This window comes from Burkholderia sp. BCC0044 (assembly GCF_902832955.1).
Lineage (GTDB): Bacteria > Pseudomonadota > Gammaproteobacteria > Burkholderiales > Burkholderiaceae > Burkholderia.
The window spans coordinates 13,994-35,263 of sequence record NZ_CADFDO010000009.1 but is presented as its reverse complement, the minus strand read 5'-3'; the positions used below and the strand labels follow the sequence as shown (position 1 = coordinate 35,263).

Genomic DNA, 21,270 nt, shown 5'->3' with positions numbered 1-21,270 from the left:
ACGTTCGCGGCGCCCGGCTGGTCTCGGGTTCGATGGATGAATCGATGCTAGCCGCTGGCAATGTTCACGCCTATGGGACGAATCCGAATTTATAGAAGGCGTTGAATGAACTGGTTTGGAATCCTTGTCCTGGGAGCGGCCGTCGGGCTGTTCGGCCGCTGGCTGCATCCGATGCGGCGCACGAGCCGGCCGGCGTGGTGGATCGCGGTGCTCGTCGGCATCGTGGGCGCGGCCGCCGCCCGCATGGCCGGCAATCTCTCGGGACTGTTTTACGATGGCGAGACGCTCGAATGGCCGGTCTGCACCGGCGTCGCGTTCCTCGCCGTAGCCGTGACGGTCGCGCTGTCGGCCCGTCGCTGAATGCTCTCAGGTGAAATCATGAATGCCCGTCTCCCCGAAGTCTCGCCGGTGCCGGCCCGTCTCGCGCTGCTGCGCGGCGCCATGGCCCGCGAGAACCTGGCCGCCTATCTCGTGCCGTCCGCCGATCCCCATCTGTCCGAATACCTGCCGGAACGCTGGCAGGCGCGCCGCTGGCTGTCGGGCTTCACGGGCTCGGTCGGCACGCTGGTCGTGACCGCGGATTTCGCGGGGTTGTGGGTCGACAGCCGCTACTGGGTGCAGGCCGACGCCGAACTGGCGGGCACGGGCGTGCAACTGATGAAGATGACGGGCGGGCAGCAGAGCGCCCCGCACGTCGACTGGCTCGCGCAGAACGTGGCGGCCGGCGCGACGGTCGGCGTCGACGGCGCCGTGCTCGGCGTCGCGGCCGCGCGCGGGCTGACGGCCGCGCTGAGCGCGCGCGGCATCGCGCTGCGTACCGACGTCGACCTGCTCGACGCGATCTGGCCCGAGCGGCCGGGGCTGCCGGCCGACGCGGTGTTCGAGCACGTGGCGCCGCAGGCCGACACGACGCGCGCGAGCAAGCTGGCCGACGTGCGCCGTGCGATGCATGCGCAGGGCGCGCAGTGGCATTTCGTGTCGACGCTCGACGATCTCGCGTGGCTGTTCAACCTGCGCGGCGCCGACGTCAACTTCAATCCGGTGTTCGTTGCGCACGCAATGATCGGCGCCGATCGCGCGACGCTGTTCATCGCCGACGGCAAGGTGCCGCCGGCGCTGGCCGCGTCGCTCGCGCAGGATGGCGTCGAGGTCCGCGCCTACGACGCGGCGCGTGCGGCGCTCGCGGCGCTGCCCGACGGCGCGACGCTGCTGATCGACCCGCGCCGCGTGACGTTCGGCACGCTCGAGGCCGTGCCGGCCGGCGTGAAGCTCGTCGAGGCCGTGAATCCGTCGACGTTCGCGAAGTCGCGCAAGACTTCCGCCGAGATCGAGCACGTGCGCGTGACGATGGAGCACGACGGCGCCGCGCTCGCGGAATTCTTCGCGTGGTTCGAACAGGCGGTGAACCGCGAGACGATCACCGAACTGACGATCGAGGAAAAGCTCACGGCCGCGCGCGCGCGGCGCCCCGGCTACGTGTCGGCGAGCTTCGCGACGATCGCCGGCTTCAACGCGAACGGCGCGATGCCGCACTACCACGCGACGCGCGAGTCGCACGCGACGATCGCCGGCGACGGCCTGCTGCTGATCGATTCGGGCGGCCAGTACATGACGGGCACGACCGACATCACGCGCGTCGTGCCGGTCGGCACCGTCAGCGACCTGCAGCGGCGCGATTTCACGATCGTGCTGAAATCGATGATGGCGCTGTCGCGCGCCCGCTTCCCGCGCGGCATCCGCTCGCCGATGCTCGACGCGATCGCGCGTGCGCCGATGTGGGCGGCCGGGCTCGACTACGGCCACGGGACCGGGCATGGCGTCGGTTACTTCCTGAACGTGCACGAAGGGCCGCAGGTGATTTCGCACTACGCGCCGGCCGAGCCGTACACGGCGATGGAAGAGGGGATGATCACGTCGATCGAGCCGGGCGTGTACCGTCCGGGCCAGTGGGGCATCCGGATCGAGAACCTGGTCGTGAACCGGGCGGCCGGGAAGACGGAATTCGGCGATTTCCTCGCGTTCGAGACGCTGACGCTGTGCCCGATCGACACGCGCTGTGTGCTGATCGAGATGCTGCACGACGAAGAGCGCGCGTGGCTGAACACATATCACGCGACGGTGCGCGAGCGCGTCGGCCGGCACGTGAGCGGCGACGCGAAGGCGTGGCTCGACGCGCGCACGCAGCCGATCTGACGCAACGCGCGGTAGCGGCCGGATAAGCGATCCGGTAACGACCGAACGACGGCCGGACAATAACGACGAGGGCAAGCAATGGCGGACACTGCGGTGATCGTGGTCGACATGCAGCGCGGGCTGGTGGAGCGGGCGCAGCCCGCGTACCGGCTCGACGACGTGGTGTCGGGCATCAACCGGTTGACGGCGGCGGCGCGCGCGGCGAACGCGCCGGTGTGCTTCGTGCAGCACGACGGCGACGCGGACGACGACGTCGTGCCCGGCACGCCGGGCTGGGAACTGCACGCAGGGCTGGTCGTCGGTCGCGACGACTGGCGCGTGCGCAAGCAGGCGAGCGACGCGTTCCACGACACGCCGCTCGCGGCGCAGCTCGATCGCCACGGCATCCGTTCGGTGCTGATCTGCGGCTATGCGACCGAGTTCTGCGTCGATTCGGCCGCGCGCCGTGCCGCGCTGCTCGGCTACCGGACGACCGTCGTGTCCGACCTGCACACGACGAACGAGCGCGCCCACCTGTCGGCGGCGCAGATCGTCGCGCACCATCACTTCATCTGGAACAACAATTCGCTGTCGGGCAACGCGGTGACGCCGCGTCCGCTCGCGGACGTGCTCGCCACGGAGTTCGCATGACGATCAAGGCAGTGGTGTTCGATTTCGGCGGCGTGCTGATCGACTGGAGTCCCGAGTACCTGTACCGTGAACTGATTCCCGATGCCGCCGAGCGGCGCTGGTTCCTCACGCACGTGTGCGCGATGGACTGGGTGGTCCGCCAGGACGGCGGGCAGACGATCGAGGAAGGCACGGCCGAACTCGTCGCGAAGTTTCCGGAGCACGAAGCGCTGATCCGCGCGTTCTACGCGCGCTGGCACGAGATGATCGGCGGCGTGCTCGACGAGGGCGCGGCGCTCGTCGACCGGCTGGACGCACAGGGGATGCCGCTGTTCGGGCTGACGAACTGGTCCGCGCAGACGTTTCCGTATGCATGGGACAACTTCCCGGTGCTGCGCCGCTTCAAGGACATCGTCGTGTCGGGCCGCGTGAAGCTCGTGAAACCCGATCCGGCGATCTACCGCGAGATGCATGCGCGGATCGAGCCGCACCTGCCCGGCATCGCGCCGCACGAGCTCGTGTTCATCGACGACAACGCGCACAACGCGGCGGCTGCGACGGCGCTCGGCTGGCACGGCATTCATCACACGAGCGCGGCGGCGACCGAAGCGCGGCTGCGTGAACTGGGCGCGCTGGTGTAAGCGGCGGAGCGAGCGCCAGGCGGAAAAAAAGCGGGCTATGAGCCCGCTTTTTCGTTGTGCCGTTCCGGAAGCGGCCCGCTTCGGCACCGGCCCCGCGTGATCGCGGCGCCGGGCGCCCGGGCCGCGCCGGTCAGCGGCTGATCGGCTTGTAGCGCAGGCGCTTCGGCTTCGCGGCTTCCTCGCCGAGGCGTGCACGCTTGTCGGCTTCGTACTCCTGGTAGTTGCCGTCGAAGAACGTGACCTGCGAATCGCCTTCGAACGCGAGGATGTGCGTCGCGATCCGGTCGAGGAACCAGCGATCGTGCGAGATCACCATCACCGAGCCCGCGAACTCGAGCAGTGCGTCTTCCAGCGCACGCAGCGTTTCGACGTCGAGGTCGTTCGACGGTTCGTCCAGCAGCAGCACGTTGCCGCCCGAGATCAGCGTCTTCGCGAGGTGCAGGCGGCCGCGTTCGCCGCCGGACAGGTTGCCGACGACCTTCTGCTGGTCGCCGCCCTTGAAGTTGAAGCGGCCGATGTACGCGCGCGACGGCGTTTCGTACTTGCCGACCGTCAGCACGTCGGCGCCGCCCGAGATTTCCTCGAACACCGTCTTCGAACCGTCGAGCGCGTCGCGGCTCTGGTCGACGTATGCGAGCTTCACCGTCGGGCCCATCACGACTTCGCCCGAATCTGGCTGTTCCTTGCCGGTGAGCATCTTGAACAGCGTCGACTTGCCGGCGCCGTTCGGGCCGATGATGCCGACGATTGCGCCGGCCGGGATCTTGAAGCTCAGGTTGTCGATCAGCAGGCGGTCGCCGAACGACTTGCTGACGTTCTTGAACTCGATCACTTCATTGCCGAGGCGTTCGCCGGCCGGAATGAAGATTTCCTGCGTTTCGTTGCGCTTCTGGTATTCCTGGCTGCTCAGCTCCTCGAAGCGCGCGATACGCGCTTTCGACTTCGCCTGGCGGCCCTTCGGGTTCTGGCGCACCCACTCCAGTTCCTTCTTGATCGCCTTCTGGCGTGCCGATTCCGACGCTTCTTCCTGCTTCAGCCGCTCTTCCTTCTGGTCGAGCCAGCTGCTGTAGTTGCCCTTCCACGGAATGCCGTGGCCGCGGTCGAGTTCGAGAATCCATTCGGCCGCGTTGTCGAGGAAGTAGCGATCGTGCGTGACCGCGACGACGGTGCCCGGGAAGCGCACCAGGAACTGCTCGAGCCAGTCGACCGATTCGGCGTCGAGGTGGTTGGTCGGTTCGTCGAGCAGCAGCATGTCGGGCTTTTCGAGCAGCAGCTTGCACAGCGCGACGCGGCGCTTTTCACCGCCCGACAGATGCTCGATCTTCGCGTCCCACGACGGCAGGCGCAGTGCGTCGGCGGCCACTTCGAGCTGCTGCTCGGGGCTGCCGCCGTCGCTCGACGCGAGGATCGCCTCATACTTCGCCTGCTCGGCTGCGAGCGCGTCGAAGTCGGCGTCCGGCTCGGCGTAAGCCGCGTAGATTTCTTCCAGTTTCTTGTTCGCCTGGAACAGGTCGCCGAGGCCTTCCTCGACGGCTTCGCGCACGGTCTTCGTCGGGTCGAGCTGCGGTTCCTGCGGCAGGTAGCCGATGTTCAGGTTCGGCATCGGCGTGGCTTCGCCCTCGATGTCCTTGTCGACGCCCGCCATGATGCGGATCAGCGTCGACTTGCCCGAGCCGTTCAGGCCGAGCACGCCGATCTTCGCGCCGGGAAAGAACGACAGCGAGATGTCCTTCAGGATCTGGCGCTTGGGCGGCACGATCTTGCCGACCCGGTTCATCGTGAAAACGTATTGGGCCATTTCGGTGTGAAAGTCAGAAGTGGTTGAGACTGCCGCGCAGCGCGCGCGGGCGTGGCGGCGTCGGGATTCGGTACGGAGCGTGCCGCGCGGGGCGCGGCGGTGCGAGCGCGTATTGTACTTCGCCGCCGGCTGCCGCTGGCGCGGCGCTGGCCATTCGGCCGACCCGCGCTCACAGCCACGCGGCCACGCCGCCGTGCCCCGAGCACGTGCCGCGCCGGTGGCGGCTGAAGCTGTACGTGCCGTCGCGGCAACGCGCGCTCGCGCCGTCCGGCACGCGGCCCGATTTCGAATGCGCGGGCGCATGCACGGTTTCGCCGTCGCGGTTGCGATACGTGTCGTGACGGTCGAGATCGGCTTCGTTGCCGTAGCCGGGCGGCGCGCGGTAGGCGTGCGCGGAAGGGGGCAATGCGGCGCCCGCGACGAACAGCGCGGCGGACAGGGTCGCGACATGGGTCGCGCGGCGGAGCAGGGCACGCATGGTCTCTCTCGTTCGGTTCGTTGTTATCGAGGTCGGGCGATGGCGAGCCGATCGCCCGCGCCGCATGTTAGCGGATCGGCGCCGGGTACCCGCGCGACGCTACGCCGCGCCGGACATCGACGCCGCGCCGTCGGCCTGCGCGGCGTCGAGAATCCACCGGCGGAACGCGGCAACCTTCGGCCGTTCCGCGTGATGCGGCGGATAGACGAGGTAGTACGCGAAATCGTCGAGCCACGCGACGTCGGCGAGCTGCACGAGCCGGCCGCTCGCCAGCTCGCCGCGCACCATCGCGGCCGGCAGCAGCCCGGCGCCCTGGCCGGCGACGATCGCCTGCAGCAGCAGGCCCGAGTCGTCGAACGCGGGGCCGCGCGGCGGGCCGAAATCGTCGATCCGCTGCGCGCCGAACCAGATGTGCCAGCCCTTGCGTTCGGCGTCGTGTAGCTGCGGCCAGCCGACGAGTTCCGCCGGCGTCGCCGGCATGCCGAGCCGCGCGACGAGTTCCGGCGACGCGAGCGCGACGATTTCCACCGTCAGCAGGCGTTCGCTGCACAGCCCGATGTAGCGCCCGAGGCCGTGACGGATCGCGACGTCGACGCCGTCGCGCGCGAAATCCGCGAGCGCGTGGCTCGTGACGACCTGCAGGTCGACGTCCGGGCACGCCTGCCGGAACTGCGCGAGGCGCGGCACGAGCCACGCGGACGCGAAGAACGGCGTGACGCTCACCGTCAGCACGCCGCTGTCGGCGGCGCCCGACACGCGCTGCGACGCATCGGCGATCTGCCGGAACGCGTTGCGCACGGGCGGCAGGTAGTCGCGGCCGGCGGCCGTCAGCAGGATGCCGCGGTTCACGCGCTCGAACAGTTGCACGCCGAGGTGCGTCTCGAGCGTGCGGATCATCTGGCTGACCGCGCCCGGCGTGACCGACAGCTCCTCGGCCGCCGACTTCACCGACAGGTGGCGGGCGGCGGCTTCGAAGGCGCGCAACGCGTTGAGCGGCGGCAGGCGGGAACGATTCATTCAGTTTTTCTAAAGCGAAAGGTCGACGAAATATCGTTTGCGGCGACGCGCACGCGCGAGTACCGTTGACCCATCGGATCGCTGGTTTCGCGGCTGCCCGTCGGCGGCCGATGCGATCAACATAGTTCAACTATATCCACGGGGCAATCCGGACGCCGCCCGGCAGCCGGTGGAACCCGAAAGGAGCATCGTCATGAACCGCCCGGGCGCGTCGCGCCTTTTCCATGGCTGGTACGTGGTGGCGGCCGCGTTCGCCGTCACGTTCGTCGGGTTCGGCAGCGCGTATACGTTCAGCGCGTTCGTCGAATCGCTGCAGCGGGATTTCGCCGCGTCGCGCGGCCAGATCTCGCTCGTGTTCTCGCTCGCCGGCTTCCTGTACTTCGGCTTCGGCATCGTCAGCGGGCCGCTCGCCGATCGTTTCGGCTCGCGGCGGCTCGCCGTCGCCGGGATGCTGCTGACCGGCGCGGGGCTCGCGGCCGCCGGTGCGGCGCATACGCTGCTGCAGGTGTATGTCGCGTACGGGCTCGGTGTCGGGTTCGGCGTCGGCTGCGCGTACGTGCCGGCTGTCGGCGCGGTGCAGCGCTGGTTCGTGCGCCGGCGCGGGTTCGCGTCGGGGCTCGCGGTCGCGGGGATCGGCGTCGGCACGCTGGTGATGCCGCCGCTCGCATCCGCGCTGATCGCGCAGGTCGGCTGGCGCGGCGCGTATTTCACGCTGGCCGCGATCGCGATCGTGCTGGGAGCCGGCATGTCGCTGCTGATCGAGAACGATCCGCGCAGGCGCGGATTGCTGCCGGACGGCGACGCACCCGGCGACGACGGCCGGAAAGCCGCTGTCGCGTCGACCGGCGCGAACGTGCATGCCGGCGCGACGGTGCGCGAAGCCGTCACGTCGCGGCCGTTCGCGAGCCTCTACGCGGCCTGCCTCGTCTGCTCGTTCGGCGTGTTCGTCCCGTTCGTTCACCTCGTGCCGTACGCGCTCGATCATGGCGTCGCGCCGTCGACGGCCGTGCTGCTGCTCGGCGCGATCGGCGTGGGCAGCACGGCCGGCCGCTTCTTCCTCGGCGGCCTCGCCGACCGCTTTGGCCGCCGCGCGTCGCTGCTCGCGATGTTCGCCGGCATGGCCGTCGCGCTGGTCGCGTGGGCGGGCGCCGGCACCGTCGCGACGCTGGCCGCGTTCGCGCTCGTGTTCGGCGTGTTCTACGGCGGCTGGGTCGCCGTGCTGCCGGCGGTCGTGATGGACTATTTCGGCGGGCGCAACGTGAGCGCGATCGTCGGCATCCTGTACACGAGCGTCGCGTTCGGCACGCTGATCGGGCCGGCCGCCGCCGGCTTCATCTACGACGCGGGCGGCGGCTATCTCGTGCCGATCCTCGCGAGCGCCGCCGCGAATGCGATCGCGTTCGCGATCGTCGCGACCACCGGGCGTGCGCCGGCAACGGCACGAGCGGCCGGCGGATAACGCCACATCGCTGGGCACGTCGCGCCGTTTCCGGTAGGGTGGCCGGACCATCAACCATCGACGCACGGTCGGGGAGGCCATCGTGACATTCGACGAAGTCCGGCAGATCGCACTGGCGTGGCGCGGCGTCGAGGAAGGCACGTCGTACGGCACGCCCGCGCTCAAGGTGAGGGGCAAGATGCTCGCGCGGTTGCGCGAGGACGGCGACACGCTCGTCGTGAAGGGCGTCGGCCCCGACGAGCGCGCGTGGCTGATCGAATCGGCGCCCGACGTGTACTACGTGACCGATCACTATGTCGGCTGGCCGATCGTGCTGGTGCGCCTGTCGGCCGCGCATCCCGACGCGGTGAAAAACCTGCTTCTGCGAGAATGGCGCGCAATCGTGCCGGCGAAGTGGCGGGACGAAGCCGCCCGCGACACGCACTGAATCGCGCCCACCTCGCGCGCGACGCGGGCTGTCGAACCGGATCAAGCGTTGCATCGGTTCATATCGATGCAACGAGTGGTTCCATCGAAATTCTTCAATTGGTTCTTAGTGAAGAACCGTTTGATGCTTACACTCCTTCGCTTCGAAGGCGGCTGACGACAGCCGACGGAACGGACGTACGCGATGCGCCGGCGCCCCGCGCGCCGCATTGCACCCGCAGCTTCGCAGACTGCGCGGACGCCCCGACCTGAACGGCCCCATCCGGTCTCCTGCCCGCGTGCGACGCACGCGCGGCCGCAGCCGGATTCAACAACGACAACTCCCCGCGCCGCCTTCACGCGACACCGGTCGTACCGGAACCGTTTTTTGGAGAGAGACAGATGAGTGGAAGCAACACAGGCCTCGGCACCGGCCTGAAGCAGCGTCACGTGACGATGATGTCGATTGCCGGCGTCATCGGCGCGGGCTTGTTCGTCGGCTCCGGCCACGCGATCGCGGAAGCCGGGCCGGCATCGATACTCGCGTATGCGATCGCGGGCGTGCTGGTCGTGCTGGTGATGCGCATGCTCGGCGAGATGGCCGTCGCGCATCCGGACAGCGGGTCGTTCTCGACCTATGCCGATCGTGCGATCGGCCACTGGGCCGGCTTCACGATCGGCTGGCTGTACTGGTGGTTCTGGGTGCTGGTGATCCCGATCGAGGCGACCGCCGCCGCGACCATTCTCAATGCGTGGTTCCCGGGTATCGCGACGTGGATCTTCGCGCTCGGCATCACGCTGCTGCTCACCGTCACCAATCTCTTTTCCGTCAAGAACTACGGCGAATTCGAATTCTGGTTCGCGCTGATCAAGGTCGTCGCGATCGTCGTGTTCCTGTGCATCGGCGGCGCGGCGATCGTCGGCATCATTCCTGCGCCGGCCGTGTCGGGCGTGTCGAACCTGTTCGTGCATGACGGCTTCATGCCGCACGGCGCGAGCGCGGTGCTCGCGGCGATGCTGACGACGATGTTCTCGTTTCTCGGCACCGAGATCGTGACGATCGCGGCCGCCGAATCGGACAACCCGCAACGTCAGATCGTGCGTGCGACGAACTCGGTCATCTGGCGTATCACGCTGTTCTATCTCGGCTCGATCCTCGTCGTCGCGGCCATCGTGCCGTGGAACGACCCGCTGCTGCCGAAGCACGGCTCGTATCAGCGCGCGATGGAACTGATCGGCGTCCCGAACGCGAAGGCGATCATCGACGTGATCGTGCTGGTGTCGGTCGCGAGCTGCCTGAATTCGGCGCTGTACACGGCGTCGCGGATGCTGTTCTCGCTGTCCCGGCGCAAGGACGCGCCCGCCTTCCTGCATCGCACCGATTCGACCGGCACGCCGCGCGCGGCCGTGCTCGCGTCGACCGCGTTCGGTTTCCTGACGGTGATCGCGAACTACCTGATGCCGGAGCAGGTGTTCGGCTTCCTGCTCGCGACGTCGGGCGCGATCGCGCTGCTCGTGTATCTCGTGATCGCGATCTCGCAGTTGCGCATGCGCAAGACGCTCGAATCGGGCGGCGCCGACCTGACGCTGCGGATGTGGCTGTTCCCGTGGCTCACGTGGGCGGTGATCCTGTTCATCTGCGGCACGCTGACCGTGATGTTCGTCAGCGAGGAACACCGGATGGAAGTGGGGGCGACGGCCGTGCTGGCGTTGATCGTGCTGCTCGCGTCGTGGCTGAACAAGCGTGGGCGCGATGCGCAGGCGGATGCGGGGCGGCGGGTGTCGGCGACGTGATCTGATCGAGTGATGTGACGACGGGGCGCGAAGTCCCGGGCGTGAATATGGCCTGATCGGCGTTTGCTGGTCGGGCCATTTGCTTTTTTGCGCGGGTGCGCGGATACACGTAGCGTCACGCTGCCCGGTCTTTCGTACCTCGCGATCGTTGATGTACGACGCGTCAAAATCGAACTCGTCCGATTTCATTGCCAACGGCAACGCCATACATTGATCGCTTCGAGAACCGCGGTGAATGATGAGGTTAGTACCGGCAACACAGGTGCGCTGGCCGTGTTCCGTTCAGCGAACCAGAGCGGCGACGCGGACGTCGTGTCGCACATGAATCAGCGCGTCTGGATTCATCCGCGAGACGTTGACGGGCGTCGTCTGGCGCCCGTTCGTTCAAACGGGCTTGTCAACCGGCGCCGACTTGAATCGGCGCCATTCCAGCCACAACAGAGGGCACCGTGAGAACGGCCATGATCGGTTTGCTCGTGCTGGCGTCGACGCATGCATTTGCCGGCCCGACGGCAGCGGACGAGATAGCGGCGCGCAGCGGCTTGCCGGCAAGCGAGGTCAACGCGCTGCTCAGCGACTGTGAATCGAGCCAGACGAGCATGAATTTTTGCGCGTGGCGCGATCAGCTCGTCGCCGAGCGGGAATTGCAGCGGATCGTCGACAAACAGGTGAGCGAGCAGCCACGGCGCAAGGCGGCGCTCGACGCGCAGATGGCGAAGTGGAAGAAAGCGCGCGACACATCCTGCGAAAAATCGGCGCGTCACGCATGGGGCGATGGTTCGATGCGACCTGCGGCACAGGCGATCTGTGCAACGGAGGCAACGAAGGAAATGGCGAAAAGGTTGTCCGCTCGCGCTTCCCGCAAACCCTCATGAACCGGCCCGACATGACAAAAGGCCGCTGCGTTCGCGATCTCGTCACTGCCGATGCGTATTCGCTATGTCATGCAGGAGTGGTGCCCTGGCGTACTCGCGTCCTGTTATCAGGAGATCAGAGCGGCCCGCGTCCGCTCAAACGGCCATGCCCCGATGTGTGACGATCGATTCATTCCTGCTGGGAAATAAATCATCGACAACTGGGATATTTGTTACCGAAGCAGTTTCACTTATTCTACGGGCTCACCATCAATCAAGAGTCCGACCATGTCGATCCGTCATCTGTTTTCTTCCGCATTCGCGGCGACTGCACTACTCGGTGCCGCATCCGCGAGCATCGCCGCCCCGCTGACCGTCGATGTCTACAATCCGGGCGCGCATGCGATTTTCCCGGTTTCGTCCGAAATCGTGTCAGGCAAGACCGAGGCGATCCTGATCGACGCCCAGTTCCAGCGCAACGATGCGCAGGCGCTGGTGAGCCGAATCAAGGCGACCGGCAAGACGCTCAAGGCCGTCTACGTGAGCCACAGCGACCCCGACTATTACTTCGGGCTGGAAACCATTCACGCGGCGTTCCCGGATGCGAAGATCGTCGCGACGCCGCAAACCGTCGCCGCGATCGAGGCCAGCAAGGACGGCAAGCTCGCCTACTGGGGCCCGATCCTGAAGGACAACGCGCCGACTTCGGTGATCGTGCCGCAGCCGCTCGACGGCAATACGCTGCGCGTCGACGGCGAGCCGCTGCGCATCGTCGGGCTCGACGGCCCGACGCCCGACCGCACGTTCGTGTGGATTCCCTCCACGCGGACCGTAGTGGGTGGCATCCCGGTCGCCGCGAACATCCACGTGTGGATGGCCGACACGCAGACGCCGCTGTCGCACGCGAACTGGCTGGCGACGCTCGACCGGATCGACGCGCTGAAGCCGGCGCGCGTCGTGCCCGGCCACTTCCTGCCGAACCGCGACGGCAGCCAGCCGTTCACCACCGGCGTCGCGTTCACGCGCAATTACGTGAAGGCGTTCGACGAGGAAGCGGCGCGCGCGAAGGATTCGGCGACGCTGATCGCGGCGATGGAGGCGCGCTACCCGGATCTCGGCGAGAAGTCGTCGCTCGAGCTGAGCGCGAAGGTTGCCAAGGGCGAGATGCAGTGGCCCGCGCCGGCGCCGTTCCCCGCGGCGGGCAAGACGGTGCGCGTGCAGTTCGGCGCGACCGCGTTCGACCTGCACTTCAAGGACGACAAGACGATGTCGTTCGTCGGCACGGCCGGCCAATTCAACGGTGTGACCGATACGGTGCAGTACACGGCGCGCGAAATCCGTCCGCAGGTGTACATGGTGTACTGGCATGAGCCGTCCACCGGCTCGAACGTCGTGCACGTCGAGGATTTCGAGCGCGGCGCGGTGGATACGAACATCGCGACGAAGGACGGACAGTTCCTGCATATGTCCGGGACGCTGAAGATCGTCGGTCGGGAATGAGCCGGTCTTCCGCCACCGAAAAGAAAAAGCCCGCATTCAGCGGGCTTTTTTATGCTCGATGCAGCAGCAACGCTTAGACGTTGAACAGGAAGTTCATCACGTCGCCGTCGTGCACGACATATTCCTTCCCTTCCGCGCGCATCTTGCCGGCTTCCTTCGCGCCTTGCTCGCCCTTGTGCGTGACGAAGTCGTCGAACGCGATCGTCTGCGCGCGGATGAAGCCGCGCTCGAAGTCGGTGTGGATCACGCCGGCCGCCTGCGGAGCGGTATCGCCGATGTGGATCGTCCACGCGCGCACTTCCTTCACGCCCGCGGTGAAGTAGGTCTGCAGGCCGAGCAGCTTGAAGCCCGCGCGGATCACGCGGTCGAGGCCCGGCTCTTCCATGCCCATGTCGGCAAGGAACGCTTCCTTGTCCGCGTCGTCGAGATCGGCGATTTCCGCCTCGATCGCCGCACACACGGCGACCACCGGCGCGTTTTCGCTTTCCGCGTACTTGCGCACGGCCTCGAGGTGCGGGTTGTTCTCGAAGCCGTCGTCCTTCACGTTGGCGACGTACATCGCCGGCTTCGCGGTGATCAGGCAGAACGGCTTGATCAGCGCTTCTTCGTCGTCCGACAGCGCGAGGCCGCGCACGGCCTTGCCCTGGTCGAGCTGCGCGCGCACTTTTTCGAGCACCGCGACGAGCTTCGCCGCTTCCTTGTCGTTGCCCGACTTCGCCGCCTTCGAATAACGCGTGAGCGCCTTCTCGACGGTGCCGAGGTCGGCCAGCGCCAGTTCGGTGTTGATCACTTCGATGTCGTCGATCGGGCTGACCTTGCCGGCGACGTGAATGACGTTGTCGTCCTCGAAGCAGCGCACGACGTGCGTGATCGCGTCGGTTTCGCGGATGTTCGCGAGGAACTGGTTGCCGAGGCCTTCACCCTTGCTCGCGCCCGCGACGAGGCCCGCGATGTCGACGAATTCGACGACGGCCGGCACGACACGCTCCGGCTTGACGATCTCGGAAAGCGCCTTCAGGCGCGTATCCGGCACTTCGACGATGCCGACGTTCGGCTCGATCGTGCAGAACGGGTAGTTCTCGGCGGCGATGCCGGCCTTGGTCAGCGCATTGAACAGGGTGGACTTGCCGACGTTGGGCAAGCCGACGATGCCGCATTTGAGACTCATGGAATCCTTCGGACGGGGTGAGGCGGCGCGGCCGGACAGGGCACGGCGGCGCGGGAAAAAAGGGCGGCCGGCGCGTGGAGCGCGGCGGGCCGACGGTCAAAGACGCTATTGTACCGTGCCGGCGCTCCGGATTCCGGGCCTGGCGCCGAACGGCCGACGCGGCGGGCCGCCGCGCGGGCGCACCGGCCTGCGATTCTGCTGATTTCCCGCAAAGTCCGGCCGCGTAAGGGTTTGGCCCCACGGCTATAATGCCCGCCATGACTGCCCACCACTCCTTCGACGTCGCCGTGGTCGGCGGCGGGCTCGTCGGCAAGACGGCCGCGCTCGCGCTGACCCAGTCCGGCTACAAGACCGCCTTGCTCGCCCAGCCGGCCACGCCGCGCCCCGCCGATCTCGCGTTCGACACGCGCGTCTACGCGCTGTCGTCCAGTTCGCAGGCGTTGCTCGAGCGGCTGCGGGTCTGGCAGGCGCTCGACCACGGCCGGCTCGCGCCGGTCTACGACATGCGCGTGTATGGCGATGCGCATGCCGAACTGCATTTCTCCGCCTACCAGGCGTCCGTGCCGCAGCTCGCATGGATCGCCGAATCGTCGCTGGTCGAAGCGTCGCTCGACGCCGCGCTGCGGTTCCAGCCGAACCTCACGTGGTTCGACGCGCGTGCGCAGGGCTTCGACGTGCGCGACGACGCGGCGGTGCTCACGCTGTCGTCGGGGCAGGTGCTCGAAGCGGATCTCGTCGTCGGCGCTGACGGCGCGCATTCGTGGGTGCGCTCCCAAATGGGGGCCAGGGTAGAGCGGCGCGATTACCGGCAGACGGGCGTCGTCGCGAACTTCAAGGCGTCGCTGCCGCACCGCGAGACGGCGTACCAGTGGTTCCACGAAGGCGAGATCGTCGCGCTGCTGCCGCTGCCGGACGGTCACGTCTCGCTGGTATGGTCCGCGCACACCGCGCATGCGGACGCACTGCTCGCGCTCGATCCGGCGCAGCTCGCGGCCGAGGTCGAGCGCGTGTCGCACGGCCAGGTCGGCACGCTCGAATGCGTGACGCCGGCCGCGGGCTTCCCGCTGGCGCTGCAGACGGTCGACAAGCTGATCGCGCCGCGCGTCGCGCTGGTTGGCGATGCCGCGCACCTGATCCACCCGCTCGCGGGCCAGGGGATGAACCTCGGGCTGCGCGACGTTGCCGCGCTCGCCGACGCGATCGCGTCCAAGGAAAGCTTCCGCAACCTCGGCGATCCGGTGCTGCTGCGCCGCTACGAGCGTTCGCGCCGCGAGGACATCCGTGCCTTGATGGTCGCGACCGACGGCCTGCAGCGGCTGTTCGCGGTGCCGGGCTCGCTCGCGAAAGCGGTGCGCAATGCGGGGATGGCCTTCGTCGGCGCGCAGCCGCTCGTGAAGCGCTGGCTCGTGTCGGCCGCGCTCGGCTGACCGAACCTTCTGCCGCCGCGCGGGTCGGAGACGGTTCCGTTACGGCGTACACTGTGCCGTGCACTCCGATTGAGCTGAAGGAAGATTTCAATGAAAAAAACGATCCGCATCGCGTCGCTGGCGCTGGCCGTCACGATGGCGACGCTTGGCTGCACCGCGCAGGCCGACCAGACCACCGACAAGCTGAAGGCCACGCTGCAAGCCCGTCTCGGCAACGACGCGCCGATCAAGAGCGTGTCGAAATCGCCGGTTGCAGGCCTTTACGAAGTGAACCTCGGCTCGCAGATCATCTATAGCGACGCGGCGGGCGACTACGTGCTGCTCGGCGATCTCGTCGACACCAAGACGCACAAGAACCTGACCGACGCCCGCCTGTCCGAAATCAACAAGATCGATTTCGCGAGCCTGCCGTTCGCGAATGCGATCAAGGTCGTGAAGGGCAACGGCGCGCGCAAGATCGCGGTGTTCTCCGATCCGAACTGTCCGTACTGCAAGAAGCTCGAGACGACGCTGCAGTCGGTCGACAACGTGACCGTCTACACGTTCCTGTACCCGGTGCTGTCGCCGGATTCGACCGCGAAGTCGAAGGCGATCTGGTGCGCGACCGACCGCGCGAAGACGTGGGAAGGCTGGATGCTCGACCACCGCGCGCCGTCCGGCGCCGGCACCTGCGACACCACCGCGCTCGACAAGAACCTCGCGCTCGGCCGCGGGATGAACGTCACGGGCACGCCGACGATCTTCTTGCCGGACGGCCGTCGCCTGCCGGGCGCGGTATCGGCCGACCAGCTCAACCAGGCGCTCGCCTCGAGCAAGTAACCGACTGCACGCCGGGCGCATCGCCCGGCCAGCGAGGGGCGCCCGCATGATCTGCCGGCGCCTCTCTTCGTTTTCGCCGCCGTATTCGACCGACCGATTGCCACGATGACCCAGCCGATCCGCTATTCGATTGCCCCGAAAGATCTTGCCGCGCACCTGTTCGAAGTGACGGTGACGGTTGCCGATCCCGATCCCGAAGGCCAGCGTTTCTCGCTGCCGGTGTGGATTCCCGGCAGCTATCTCGTGCGCGAGTTCGCGCGCAACATCGTGACGCTGCACGCGTTCAACGACGCGGGCCGCAAGGTGCGCATCGCGAAGACCGACAAGCACACGTGGCAGGCCGCGCCCGTGACCGGCGCGCTGACGCTGCGTTACGACGTCTATGCATGGGACCTGTCGGTGCGCTCCGCGTATCTCGACGATTCGGGCGGCTTCTTCAACGCGACGGCCGTGTTCCTGAGCGTCGCCGGCCGCGAGGAGGCGCCGTGCGAAGTCGACATCGCGAAACCGGCCGGCCCGGCGTTCCGCACGTGGCGCGTCGGCACGTCGCTGCCCGAGGCGCGCGGCACCAAACGTTACGGTTTCGGCGCGTATCGCGCGGCGAACTACGACGAGCTGTCCGACCATCCGGTGACGATCGGCGAATTCGCGCTCGCGACGTTCGACGCGCATGGCGTACCGCACGACATCGTGATCGCCGGGCGCGTGACGCAGCTCGACCTGGAGCGGTTGCGTACCGATCTGAAGCGCGTGTGCGAAGCGCAGATCGCGCTGTTCGAGCCGAAGTCGAAGAAGGCGCCGATGGATCGCTACGTGTTCATGACGCTCGCGGTCAGCGACGGCTACGGCGGCCTCGAGCATCGCGCGTCGACCGCGCTGATCTGCAACCGCACCGACCTGCCGGTGAAGGGGCGCCCGGAAACGACCGAAGGCTATCGCACGTATCTCGGCCTGTGCAGCCACGAGTATTTCCACACGTGGAACGTGAAGCGCATCAAGCCCGCGGCGTTCGTGCCGTACGACCTCACGCGCGAGAACTACACGTCGCTGCTGTGGCTGTTCGAGGGCTTCACGTCGTATTACGACGACCTGATGCTGGTGCGCAGCGGGCTGATGTCGCAGGACGAATATTTCGCGGCGCTCGGCCGCACCGTTGGCGGCGTGCTGCGCGGCACGGGCCGGCTCAAGCAGAGCGTCGCCGAAAGCTCGTTCGACGCGTGGATCAAGTACTACCGCCAGGACGAGAACGCGACCAACGCGATCGTCAGCTACTACACGAAGGGCTCGCTCGTCGCGCTGGCGTTCGATCTCGCGATCCGCGCGCAAACGCGCAACCGGAAGTCGCTCGACGACGTGATGCGCCTGCTGTGGCAACGCTACGGCCGCGACTTCTATCGCGGCGGCAAGCAGGCGGGCGTCGAAGAAAGCGAAGTCGAGGCGCTGATCGAAGCGGCCACGGGCGTCGCGCTCGGCCGTCTGTTCGCCGACGCCGTGCACGGCACGCGCGACCTGCCGCTCGGCGAACTGCTCGCGCCGTTCGGCGTGACGCTGGCCCCCGACGTCGCGCTCGGCGCGGCCGCGAAGCCGACCATCGGCGCGCGCCTGCGCGGCGGCGCGGACAGCACGCTGGCGGCGGTCTACGAAGGCGGCGCCGCGCATCGCGCGGGGTTGTCGGCCGGCGACACGCTGATCGCGGTGGACGGGTTGCGCGTGACGGGCACGAACCTCGAGGCGCTCCTCGCACGCTACCGGCCGGGCGACAAGGTCGAGGTTCACGCGTTCCGCCGCGACGAGCTGCGCACCGCGAAACTGAAGCTCGACGGCCCGGACATCACGCGCTACCGGCTGACGGCGGCCGCCAAGCCGGCCGCGGCCACGAAGGCCCGCGAAGCCTGGCTGAAGGGATAATCGGACGAAAGCGGGGATCGGGGCGCGATCAAGGATTGTTCTGCTGCTGCAACAATCCGTCGCCCGGAACCCGCTTTTTCGCGGTCATGCGGCCACGCACAATGGCGTCACTCGCGCTACCGAAGCGCAACCCTACCGGAGCCTGACATGACGACCATTCTGCAAATCAATTCCGCCGCGCGTTCGCAAGGTGCGCAATCCACGCTGCTGTCCAACGAACTGACGGCAAAGCTGCAACAATCGAAGCCCGGTTCGAAGGTCGTGGTTCGCGACCTGCTGACCGATGCGCTGCCGCACCTCGACGAATCGGTGCTCGGCGCGTTCTTCACGCCGGCCGACAAGCGCACCGCGGAACAGAATGCGATCGTCGCGAAGAGCGATGCACTGATCGCCGAGCTGCAAGCGGCCGACATCATCGTGATCGGCGCGCCGATGTACAACTTCGGCATCTCGTCGCAACTGAAGACGTACTTCGACTGGATCGCCCGCGCAGGCGTCACGTTCCGCTACACCGAGAACGGTCCGGAAGGCCTGATCAAGGGCAAGAAGGTTCACGTGGTGACGGCGCGCGGCGGCAAGTACCTGGGTACGCCGAACGACAGCCAGACCCCGTACCTGCGTTCGTTCCTCGGCTTCATCGGCCTGACCGACGTGAATTTCATCCACGCGGAAGGCCTGAACCTCGGCCCGGACGCGCAGAGCGCCGCGCTGGCCAGCGCACGCGAAGCGATCGCCGCCGCGTAACGCGTGAGGTCGATGCGGGTGCGACGCACCCGCCATGTCGCCCGATGAAAAAACGCCGCGCCCTTCACGAAAGGGACGCGGCGTTTTTGCATTCGGCCGGCGAACTCGCCGCGGAGGCCGTTACGCGAGCGTTTCGGCTACGTCCGGCAGGCGCCAGTCGATCGGTTCGCGGCCCGCGGCGGCCAGATAGTCGTTCGCGAGCGCGAAATGGCGGCAGCCGAGGAAGCCGCGGTGTGCGGACAGCGGCGACGGATGCGGCGCCTCGAGCACGCAATGCGCGTTCGCGTCGAACAGCGCGCGCTTCGCCTGCGCGTGCGCACCCCACAGCATGAACACGAGGCCGCGATGGCGGCCGGCGAGCTCGCGGATCAGCGTGTCCGTGCATTGCTCCCAGCCGCGCTTCGCATGGCTCGCGGCCGCGCCGCGCTCGACCGTCAGTACGGTATTGAGCAGCAGCACGCCCTGGCGCGCCCACGTGTCGAGGCAGCCGTGACGCGGCGTGTCGTGACCGAAGTTCGCGGCGATTTCCTTGAAGATGTTGCGCAGCGACGGCGGCGTGCGGACGGCCGGCGGCACCGAGAACGCAAGGCCGTGCGCCTGCGGCGTGCCGCGGTCGTCGCCGTGGTACGGATCCTGGCCGAGGATCACGACCTTCACGTCGTCGGGGCTCGTCAGGCGCAGCGCGCGGAACACGTCGGTCGGATAGACGGTCTTGCCGGCGGCGCGCTCTTCATCGACGAAGCGGCACAGCGGCGCGTACGCGTCGCTGTCGGTGAACGGCTTCAGCACGTCGCGCCAGACGGCCGGCAGCGCGTCGAATTGCGCGGCGAGATGCGGCACGTCGGCGGCAACGGGCCGCGGTGCCGCGGTTTGCTTCGCGGGTTTGCGCCGGGCCGCGGGCGGCTCGGAAGCCGGGGACGGAATATCGGCCGGTGCCGTTTCCGGCACGGGATCGTCGAACAGCGACGCCTGTTGCGGCGCGCGGGAAGTCTTGCGGGTTGCCATGCGTGATGCGTGTTTATTGCGCGCGCAGCCGGTAGCCGCGCTGCGCCTTGCTGATGTTTTCGGGAACGAGGCCCGGCAGCGCCTGCTGCAGTTCGGCGGCGAGCGTCGCGAGCGCCGTTTCCGGGCCGTCGATCAGTTCGAGTTCGATTTCGCTGATCGGTTCGCGGCGCGTTTCGTGGTCCGCCTGGACGACGATCTCGCCGAGGTCCACCGCGGCCTCGACGGTCGCGCCGCCGATTGCGATGCGCCACAGCGTACGCGAAAAATCCGTGCGGAACAGCGCGTGCAGCGCGCCGGCCGCGTCATTCAGCGCGGCGGCGGCTTCCGGCACGTCGCAGGCCGCGACGAGCGCGTCGATTTCGAGCGCGTCGCCGGCGACCGGCAGTTCCCATTCGTGGCGGCTATGCAGGCCGCCTTCCGCGCTGCCGACCGTCTTGAACGTCTGCAGCCAGCCGTCGGGCGTGCGGCGCACGCGCACCGCGCTCTTCGAGCGTGCCAGCGCGAGATCGGGCGTGTCGTAATAGACGTTCGCGAGCGTGATCGCGCGACCGGGTTCGCCGGTCAGCGTCTCGAAGAAGCGGCGCGCGGCGTCGGCCTGGCCGGCCGGCAGCGCGAGCTTGATTTCCTGTTCGATCGCCATCAGAAGAACATCCGTGCGAGTTCCTCGCCCGGCTGCTCGGCGCGCATGAACGCCTCGCCGACGAGGAACGTGTTCACGTTCGCCGCGCGCATCGTGTCGACGTCGGTGCGCGACAGGATGCCCGATTCGGTCACGACGATGCGATCGGCCGGAATCATGTCGAGCATGTCGAGCGTGGTCTGGATCGACGTTTCGAACGTGCGCAGGTTGCGGTTGTTGATGCCGAGCAGCGGCGTCTTGAGCGTCAGCGCCTGTTCCATCTCGTGGCGGTCGTGCACTTCGACGAGCACCGCGAGGCCGAGCGAGTGCGCGTAGGCTTCGAGATCCTGCATCAGCGGCGTGTCGAGCGCGGCGGCGATCAGCAGGATCGCGTCGGCGCCCATCGCGCGGGCTTCGACGATCTGGTACGCGTCGACGATGAAGTCCTTGCGCAGCACCGGCAGCGTGCAGGCCGCGCGCGCTTCCTCAAGGTAGCGGACGCCGCCCTGGAAGAACTGCTCGTCGGTCAGCACCGACAGGCACGCAGCGCCGTGCGCCGCATACGAGCGCGCGATGTCGGCCGGCACGAAATGCTCGCGCAGCACGCCTTTCGACGGGCTCGCCTTCTTGATTTCGGCGATCACGGCGGCGTTGCCGGCCGCATGCTTCGCCCGCAGCGCGCCGACGAAGTCGCGCAGGTCGCGCGCGGAGGCTTCCAGTTTCAGTGCCTCGAGCGGCGTGCTGCGCAGGGCCGCCGCGATTTCTTCGCGCTTGACGGCGATGATTCGGTCGAGAATGTCGCTCATAGGGGTTCCTGCTTGATTCGTAAGAG

At 67.7% G+C, this 21,270-nt stretch carries 20 protein-coding genes; 13 read left to right on the top strand and 7 right to left on the bottom strand.

Annotation, left to right across the window (positions count from 1 at the left end; genetic code table 11):
• Positions 1-105 precede the first annotated feature (105 nt).
• The 4 genes from HWX14_RS34315 (at position 106) to HWX14_RS34300 (ending at position 3,443) form a co-directional block, all read left to right on the top strand.
• Positions 106-360 carry a hypothetical protein gene (locus tag HWX14_RS34315; RefSeq protein ID WP_175886539.1) on the top strand — a complete coding sequence of 85 codons (255 nt, stop codon included), beginning with the start codon at positions 106-108 and terminating at the stop codon, positions 358-360.
• Between the two features lie 18 nt (positions 361-378).
• The gene (locus HWX14_RS34310; RefSeq protein ID WP_175886538.1) at positions 379-2,193 is read left to right on the top strand and encodes an aminopeptidase P family protein; all 1,815 of its coding nucleotides are present in this window, start codon (positions 379-381) and stop codon (positions 2,191-2,193) included.
• A gap of 78 nt (positions 2,194-2,271) precedes the next feature.
• The gene (locus tag HWX14_RS34305) at positions 2,272-2,823 is read left to right on the top strand and encodes a cysteine hydrolase family protein (protein WP_011546544.1); all 552 of its coding nucleotides are present in this window, start codon (positions 2,272-2,274) and stop codon (positions 2,821-2,823) included.
• On the top strand, positions 2,820-3,443 hold the full coding sequence (locus HWX14_RS34300) for an HAD-IA family hydrolase (protein WP_126359507.1): 624 nt from the start codon (positions 2,820-2,822) through the stop codon (positions 3,441-3,443). Before HWX14_RS34305 ends, HWX14_RS34300 begins: the two co-directional genes overlap by 4 nt.
• Positions 3,444-3,573: 130 nt before the next feature.
• Here the strand turns inward: HWX14_RS34300 and ettA are convergent, their stop codons facing one another.
• The 3 genes from ettA to gcvA all read right to left on the bottom strand — a co-directional run bounded on the left by ettA (position 3,574) and on the right by gcvA (position 6,736).
• A complete protein-coding gene (gene ettA / locus HWX14_RS34295) occupies positions 3,574-5,241 on the bottom strand; it encodes an energy-dependent translational throttle protein EttA (protein WP_175886537.1) in 1,668 nt (555 codons plus the stop codon).
• A gap of 169 nt (positions 5,242-5,410) precedes the next feature.
• Entirely contained in the window at positions 5,411-5,719 is a 309-nt protein-coding gene (locus HWX14_RS34290) for a DUF3761 domain-containing protein (RefSeq protein WP_124680765.1), read from the bottom strand.
• A 99-nt stretch (positions 5,720-5,818) separates the two neighbouring features.
• Complete coding sequence (gene gcvA, locus HWX14_RS34285; protein WP_175886536.1) at positions 5,819-6,736, bottom strand: transcriptional regulator GcvA; 918 nt, start codon at positions 6,734-6,736, stop codon at positions 5,819-5,821.
• A gap of 193 nt (positions 6,737-6,929) precedes the next feature.
• Here gcvA and HWX14_RS34280 point away from each other — a divergent pair, with 193 nt between their 5' ends.
• The 5 genes from HWX14_RS34280 to HWX14_RS34260 all read left to right on the top strand — a co-directional run bounded on the left by HWX14_RS34280 (position 6,930) and on the right by HWX14_RS34260 (position 12,748).
• Positions 6,930-8,195 carry an MFS transporter gene (locus tag HWX14_RS34280; protein ID WP_175886535.1) on the top strand — a complete coding sequence of 422 codons (1,266 nt, stop codon included), beginning with the start codon at positions 6,930-6,932 and terminating at the stop codon, positions 8,193-8,195.
• 82 nt (positions 8,196-8,277) lie between these two features.
• Entirely contained in the window at positions 8,278-8,622 is a 345-nt protein-coding gene (locus HWX14_RS34275; RefSeq protein ID WP_175886534.1) for an MmcQ/YjbR family DNA-binding protein, read from the top strand.
• A 380-nt stretch (positions 8,623-9,002) separates the two neighbouring features.
• Positions 9,003-10,394 (top strand): GABA permease, encoded by a 1,392-nt coding sequence (gene gabP, locus HWX14_RS34270; protein WP_175886533.1) that lies wholly within the window; start codon positions 9,003-9,005, stop codon positions 10,392-10,394.
• 461 nt (positions 10,395-10,855) lie between these two features.
• Positions 10,856-11,269: a lysozyme inhibitor LprI family protein gene (locus HWX14_RS34265; RefSeq protein ID WP_175886532.1), complete on the top strand. Its 414-nt coding sequence runs from the start codon at positions 10,856-10,858 to the stop codon at positions 11,267-11,269.
• A 267-nt stretch (positions 11,270-11,536) separates the two neighbouring features.
• Positions 11,537-12,748: an MBL fold metallo-hydrolase gene (locus tag HWX14_RS34260; RefSeq protein ID WP_175886531.1), complete on the top strand. Its 1,212-nt coding sequence runs from the start codon at positions 11,537-11,539 to the stop codon at positions 12,746-12,748.
• A 73-nt stretch (positions 12,749-12,821) separates the two neighbouring features.
• Here HWX14_RS34260 and ychF read toward each other — a convergent pair whose 3' ends face one another.
• Positions 12,822-13,916: a redox-regulated ATPase YchF gene (gene ychF / locus HWX14_RS34255; protein ID WP_175886530.1), complete on the bottom strand. Its 1,095-nt coding sequence runs from the start codon at positions 13,914-13,916 to the stop codon at positions 12,822-12,824.
• A 248-nt stretch (positions 13,917-14,164) separates the two neighbouring features.
• Here ychF and HWX14_RS34250 point away from each other — a divergent pair, with 248 nt between their 5' ends.
• The 4 genes from HWX14_RS34250 (at position 14,165) to HWX14_RS34235 (ending at position 18,814) form a co-directional block, all read left to right on the top strand.
• Positions 14,165-15,343: a UbiH/UbiF family hydroxylase gene (locus tag HWX14_RS34250; protein ID WP_175886529.1), complete on the top strand. Its 1,179-nt coding sequence runs from the start codon at positions 14,165-14,167 to the stop codon at positions 15,341-15,343.
• A gap of 90 nt (positions 15,344-15,433) precedes the next feature.
• Positions 15,434-16,162 carry a DsbC family protein gene (locus tag HWX14_RS34245; RefSeq protein ID WP_175886528.1) on the top strand — a complete coding sequence of 243 codons (729 nt, stop codon included), beginning with the start codon at positions 15,434-15,436 and terminating at the stop codon, positions 16,160-16,162.
• Positions 16,163-16,267: 105 nt separating this feature from the next.
• Positions 16,268-18,070 (top strand): PDZ domain-containing protein, encoded by a 1,803-nt coding sequence (locus HWX14_RS34240; protein WP_175886527.1) that lies wholly within the window; start codon positions 16,268-16,270, stop codon positions 18,068-18,070.
• A gap of 147 nt (positions 18,071-18,217) precedes the next feature.
• Positions 18,218-18,814 carry an NAD(P)H-dependent oxidoreductase gene (locus HWX14_RS34235; protein WP_175886526.1) on the top strand — a complete coding sequence of 199 codons (597 nt, stop codon included), beginning with the start codon at positions 18,218-18,220 and terminating at the stop codon, positions 18,812-18,814.
• A gap of 120 nt (positions 18,815-18,934) precedes the next feature.
• On the opposite strand, the gene HWX14_RS34230 is transcribed toward HWX14_RS34235, so the two are convergent.
• The 3 genes from HWX14_RS34230 to trpC are packed head-to-tail and all read right to left on the bottom strand — an operon-like array spanning position 18,935 to position 21,244.
• Complete coding sequence (locus HWX14_RS34230) at positions 18,935-19,819, bottom strand: uracil-DNA glycosylase (RefSeq protein ID WP_175886525.1); 885 nt, start codon at positions 19,817-19,819, stop codon at positions 18,935-18,937.
• A 13-nt stretch (positions 19,820-19,832) separates the two neighbouring features.
• Positions 19,833-20,459: a CYTH domain-containing protein gene (locus HWX14_RS34225; RefSeq protein ID WP_175886524.1), complete on the bottom strand. Its 627-nt coding sequence runs from the start codon at positions 20,457-20,459 to the stop codon at positions 19,833-19,835.
• The gene (trpC, locus tag HWX14_RS34220; protein WP_006477043.1) at positions 20,459-21,244 is read right to left on the bottom strand and encodes an indole-3-glycerol phosphate synthase TrpC; all 786 of its coding nucleotides are present in this window, start codon (positions 21,242-21,244) and stop codon (positions 20,459-20,461) included. The genes HWX14_RS34225 and trpC overlap by 1 nt, the downstream gene beginning before the upstream one ends.
• Between the last annotated feature and the right edge of the window lie 26 nt (positions 21,245-21,270).